We start from the raw sequence: 5,466 nt of genomic DNA on the forward strand, positions 1-5,466 counted from the left end.
GGACTCGAGGATGCCCTGCTCCACCCGGCCGCTTTCGCCGGTGTTCTCTGCCGGACTCGAGGATGCCCTGCTCCACCCGGCCGCTTTCGCCGGTGTTCTCTGCCAGTTGTTGCTGCACTTGCGACAGCTGACGCTGGTACTCCATCAAGCGGTTGCGCGGGATGTAGCCGTTGTCTGCCAAAGGCTGCAGATTGCTCAACTGTTGTTGCAGGGAACTGGCCTGGGCTGTCAGGTCCGTGCGCGCGCGGCGCATGCCAGCCAGTTGCGCGCTGGCGCCTTCGATGTTCGCGCGCAAAGCGCCTTGCTCACGGGAAAACGCTTCGCGGCGGCTGCTGAACAATTGCCGTTGGCCTTCAAGCACCAGCGCCAGGCGCGGGTCGGGATCGTTGCTCAGCTCAGCGGGGAAATTCACCTGCTTGAGGTTGTCCCGTTCACTCTGCCAGCGCGCCAGGCTGGCCCACGCCATGCGGTATTGCGCTTGCAGCGATTGCACGTCGGCCGCGACCTGGGTCTGGTCGAGGCGGAACAGTGGCTGGCCTTGTTTCACCACTTGGCCTTCACGCACCAGAATCTGGCTGATCACGCCGTTGCTCATCGATTGCACGGCTTTGCGCTTGCCCGAGACCACCACGGTGCCCTGCACCGGGATGCCTTGATCGAGCGGCGCGAGGCTCGCCCAAGTGAAAAAACTGCCGGCGCCGACAATCGCCAGAATCCAGCCCATGCGGGCGAAGAAACGGGCGTCGCGCTCAGGGCGTTCGGCAATGTAGTCGTGTTCCATCGTCGCTTCGCTGTCGTGGTTCATGCGTGTGCTGCTCATACACCCGAATTCCTGGTCGTGGGCTGATACTGCCGGCTCATGCTGAGCCCGCCCGGTGCCTGCGCGGCTTTTTCACGTGATTGTTCCTGGGTAGCCGACGGGTTGCCGGCAAGCGCCTTCAGCACGTCCTGGCTTGGGCCGAAGGCTTGCAAGCGACCTTCGTTGAGCACCAGCAACTTGTCGGCCTGGGCCAGGGCCGAAGAACGATGGGTGACCAGAATCACGCTGGTGCCCCGGGCCTTCATGTGTGCGATGGCGCCGGCCAGTGCCGCTTCGCCGACGGTATCGAGGTTGGAGTTCGGTTCATCCAGTACCACCAGGCTCGGATGACCGTACAACGCACGAGCCAGGGCCACCCGTTGCTTCTGGCCACCGGACAAACCGCTGCCGTCTTCGCCGAGCACGGTGTCGTAGCCCTGGGGCATGCGCAGAATCAATTCATGGACGCCAGCCTGTTGCGCGGCTTCGACGACTTTTTGCGGGTCTGCCTCACGGAATCGGGCGATGTTTTCGGCGATGCTGCCGCTGAACAATTCGATGTCCTGAGGCAGATAGCCGATGTAAGGGCCGAGGTCGTCGCGGTTCCAGCGATGAATGTCCGCGCCATCGAGGCGCACCGTGCCGCCCAGCGTCGGCCAGACGCCGACCAGCACCCGTGCCAGGGTCGACTTACCGGAGCCGGAAGCCCCGAGCACGCCCAGCACTTCGCCGGCGCTGAGGTTGAAATTGACCATGTGCAAGGTCGCTGCCCGCTGCCCCGGCGGGCCGGCGCTGACTTGCTCGAACGTGATCTGGCCTTTCGGCGCCGGCAGCGCCATGGCCTCGTCACTCGCAGGAAAGGCTTGCAGCAAGGCGTCGAGGCGGCGGTACGCGAGTTTGGCGCCGCTCCACTGTTTCCACACGGCAATCAACTGATCGATAGGGCTCAGCACCCGGCCCATCAAAATGGAGCCGGCGATCATCATCCCGGCGGTCATGTCGCCCTTGATCACCAGCAAGGCGCCCAACCCCAAGACCAGGGATTGCAGGCACAGGCGCAGGGTTTTGCTCAAGGAACTGATGACCGCGCCGGTATCGCTGGCCTGATTCTGCAGGCCGAGAAAACGCGAGTGCACCCCGAACCAGCGCTTGCGCAATGCACCAAGCATGCCCATGGCTTGAATGGTTTCGGCGTTATGCAGATGACTGGTGGCCAGTTGGCTGGATTTCTGGGAAAACCCTGCCGCTTCGCCCAAAGGCTTTTTGGTCATGGCCTCGTTGAGGCAGGCCAGCCCGATCAGCAACACCGCCCCTGCGGTGGCCAATACGCCGAGCCAGACGTTAAACAGGAAAATCACAAACAGATAGACCGGAAACCATGGCGCATCGAAGAAGGCAAACAGCGCCGGACCGGTGACAAACTGGCGAATATGGGTCAAGTCGCCCAGGGATTGCCCGGCGTTGCCCTCACCCTTGAACAGGTTGCGCTCGAAAGCAGCCTGATACACCCGCAGGTTGAAACGGCGTTCCAGTTGGCTGCCGATACGGATGACGATGAAACTGCGCACGGTCTCCAGCAACCCGATGAAGGCGAAGAACCCTACCACCATCAGCGACAACATCGCCAGTGTGGTTTCGTTTTGCGACGACAGCACCCGGTCATAAACCTGGAGCATATAAATCGACGGGACCAACATCAGAACGTTGATCAATGCGGTAAAGCAGCCGACGCTGATCAAGATGCTCTTATAGTCGCCCAGTGCCTTGAATAACGGTGCGGTGGCCGGGCTCTTCGCCATCTTCAYTGGTTTTTCCTGAGGTATTAAACCTCGCCTCACTTGGCAAGGTTCCAATTAACTGTCCGCACACGGGTCGAGACATTCTTTTGCCGGTTATTGCTGACAGATTAATAACAACTCTTTGTGGACTTTAAAGAGTCTTGGTTATTGATCTGCTGCTTATAACTGCAACAACGGTCTTTATATTCAGTACCTGTCGTCGGTCCGACGCCTTTCGCTTATTGCGCTGCGCGCGTGAGCGTAATAATCAGCCCCGACTTCAAGGTGCTTTTATAAAGCCCCTCATGCTGTCGGCTGAAAAACACAATTCTTGAGCCTTCTTCCCCGGTCACGGCAATGCCGTCCGGCTCCGGGAACCAGCCCATCGCCGATTTGTTCAGCCAGGCACTGAAGCAATCGGCCCCCTCACCCAGGGTCTGGTCCGATTTAAGCTCTATCGTGCAGACATTCGACGGTTTGTCCTGCAGCGCCTGGGACTCGGGCGAGTCTTGCGCGGTATTCAAAATGGCTTGCCATTTGCCGGCGAGCTCCGACGGATCKGCTAATTTCAGACTGCTTGCCATGGCTACTTCTCCAAGAAACATCATCAGCGTCGCTAACAGCCACGCGGTTGTTTTGCAGGTAAAAGCGTTCTGGGTCATAGGGCGTTTTACTCTGGATCGGGGCAGAGAGCGACGCGTAAAGCGCCGCCCTCCTTTATGCCTTKAATCAGGCCACGATGTCCGAGAACGCCGCCTGGCCAACGGTGCTGACCAGGAAATCAGCCACGCCGTGCCCGGAGAAGTCCACCGACAACAGGCTGTTGCCGCCCGAAGTGGTCAACACTGCATCGCCTGCCGCACCGGTGAACGAGTTCACGAAATGCAGGCCCGCGCCTTTGGTGATGCCGGTCAGGTCGATCTTGTCCAGGCCGCTGACAAAATCGAGGATCTGGTCGACCGCGCCTGGCTTGGAGTCGCTGCTGGCCGCGAACACGAAGGTGTCCGAACCCGAGCCGCCCCACAGTTTGTCTGCACCCGAAAACACGACTTTGTCCGACGAGGAAGATGCGCTCAAGAAGTCGCGACCGGCGTTGGAGTTGAAGCCGTAGGTGGTGTCACCGGTACGGGTGGTGGTGTTGGCACCGTAGAGTTTCTGGATGGCCGCGATATCGTCCATCAGCGGGCCGGAAGAATACGCTTCCACACCGCCCTTGCTGAAGTTTTGATCGGTATTGCTTTCACTCCAGTAACTCATGACGCTGTAACCGCGGGTGTCTTGCCCGTAAGTCGCGTCATTGTAGGTCGGCGCACCTTCACCGGCGTTGTAATCGCCAGGGTGGGCCAGCCCCAGGGTATGACCGATTTCGTGGGTCAGGGTCTGACGGCCGTAGTTGTTCAGGTCCGGCGTCTTGTTCGGCGTATAGCTGCTGTTGGTCAGGTACCACGAAGTACCGTCATAACCGGCGCCCGTGCCAGGCAGATAAGCGAATGYCGCTGCGCCATCCTGACCACCGCTGTAGTTGCCGAAGGTCATGTGACCGTCACCACCGGAGGACTTCTCGGTGAAGGTGACGTTGGCCACGTCGGCCCAGGATTGCATGGCGAGCACGGCCTGGGCTTTCTGTTGCGTATTGAACTGGCTGAACCCGGTAATGCCGTGCTTGTTCATGGTGCTCGACGAGGCCGAGGTCAGGAACGTGTAGGTAAGTTCGATTTTGCCACTGCCGTCCTTGTCCTGGTAAGCAGCGCCGTCACGCAGCAGCTGGGTAGCGGCCTGGTCGACGGAGAAGGAGGGTTTGCCATTGACCGTGAGATTGCCACCCCGATCATACTGATGGCTGAAACTATCGATCTGGTTGTAGGCAGAACTGGCGGCAGCCAATGGTGCAAAGGCCTGTTCGGCAAGATCAATAGCGTTGTCTTTTACTTTCGACATAAACACACTTCCTTGTTTAGCAATGGAACAGTTTTTGTCCGATACGACAATCTCTGGCGAGATCGTCCTATCACTCGCCCAATGAAGGCGTATGAAAACTGACACAATTCGAAATCAAACGTCTACATTTTTTTTGACGTCAAATTGAACTGTTTCGCAGAACTCCAGCAAACATTGCTTGTGCTGTCGAAAGATTGTTCTTAGTACAGGGTTTCAGCCGGATTGTCCGACAATTTCATATTTAAATATTAAATATTGGTAAGTTGTTTTTTTGTTGATTGGCTCTCTTTTTTTGGACTTCTTAGTATCAGCGCCAGTGTATTGATATCAATCAAATTAAACGTCCAGTTAGTTGCCGCAGTGGACGACGACRGGGCTCCGACGACCCGTTAATCCCGGCACCGCTCTCAGACCATGCTCGTGATTGCGGCCTGCTAGACTGATTACGCTCTGGCTTGCCAGGCCACCGCATCCGAACGGCCAAAGTCCCTGTCTCCTGATCTGGAGGTATCCCATGAGCAACAGTACCGAACTCACAACTTTTACCGGCTGGGCCGCAACATCGGCAGGCGCGCCGCTGGAGCGCTATAGCTACGATCCCGGCCCATTGGGCGCCGAGGAGGTGGAAGTCGCCGTGGAGTATTGCGGCGTCTGCCACTCCGACCAGTCGATGATCGATAACGAATGGGGCCTGAGCCACTACCCGTTTATCCCAGGYCACGAAGTAGTCGGCAGTATCGTGCGAGTGGGCGCACAGGTACGCGGTCTCGAAGTGGGGCAACGGGTGGGCATCGGTTGGTACAAGGGCAGTTGCATGCATTGCTCCTCGTGTATCGAAGGCTCCCACCAGCTATGCAACACAGTCCAACCCACCATCGTCGGCAGCAACGGCGGCTTCGCCGATCGCCTGCGTTCGCACTGGGCCTGGGCGCTTGCGATACCGGACGGACT

4 protein-coding genes and 1 pseudogene are annotated in these 5,466 nt (G+C 58.5%); 1 reads left to right on the plus strand and 4 read right to left on the minus strand.

Going from position 1 to position 5,466, the window contains the following annotated elements:
• The 4 genes and pseudogenes from AC1DLB_RS25020 to AC1DLB_RS25035 all read right to left on the minus strand — a co-directional run.
• A pseudogene (locus AC1DLB_RS25020) lies at positions 1-820 on the minus strand (hemolysin D); the annotation flags it as partial.
• Complete coding sequence (locus AC1DLB_RS25025) at positions 817-2,604, minus strand: type I secretion system permease/ATPase (RefSeq protein WP_192350561.1); 1,788 nt, start codon at positions 2,602-2,604, stop codon at positions 817-819. The gene AC1DLB_RS25025 and the pseudogene AC1DLB_RS25020, both read right to left, overlap by 4 nt.
• 212 nt (positions 2,605-2,816) lie before the next feature.
• Positions 2,817-3,239 (minus strand): AprI/Inh family metalloprotease inhibitor, encoded by a 423-nt coding sequence (locus tag AC1DLB_RS25030; protein ID WP_018926003.1) that lies wholly within the window; start codon positions 3,237-3,239, stop codon positions 2,817-2,819.
• Positions 3,240-3,306: 67 nt separating this feature from the next.
• Positions 3,307-4,515: a M10 family metallopeptidase C-terminal domain-containing protein gene (locus AC1DLB_RS25035; protein WP_477785838.1), complete on the minus strand. Its 1,209-nt coding sequence runs from the start codon at positions 4,513-4,515 to the stop codon at positions 3,307-3,309.
• A 514-nt stretch (positions 4,516-5,029) separates the two neighbouring features.
• Between AC1DLB_RS25035 and AC1DLB_RS25040 the strand changes: the two genes are divergently transcribed.
• Positions 5,030-5,466, plus strand: a 437-nt coding sequence (locus tag AC1DLB_RS25040) for an alcohol dehydrogenase catalytic domain-containing protein (protein WP_477785839.1), incomplete at its 3' end; no start/stop codon positions are given.

This window comes from Pseudomonas sp. 05N434 (assembly GCF_056396965.1).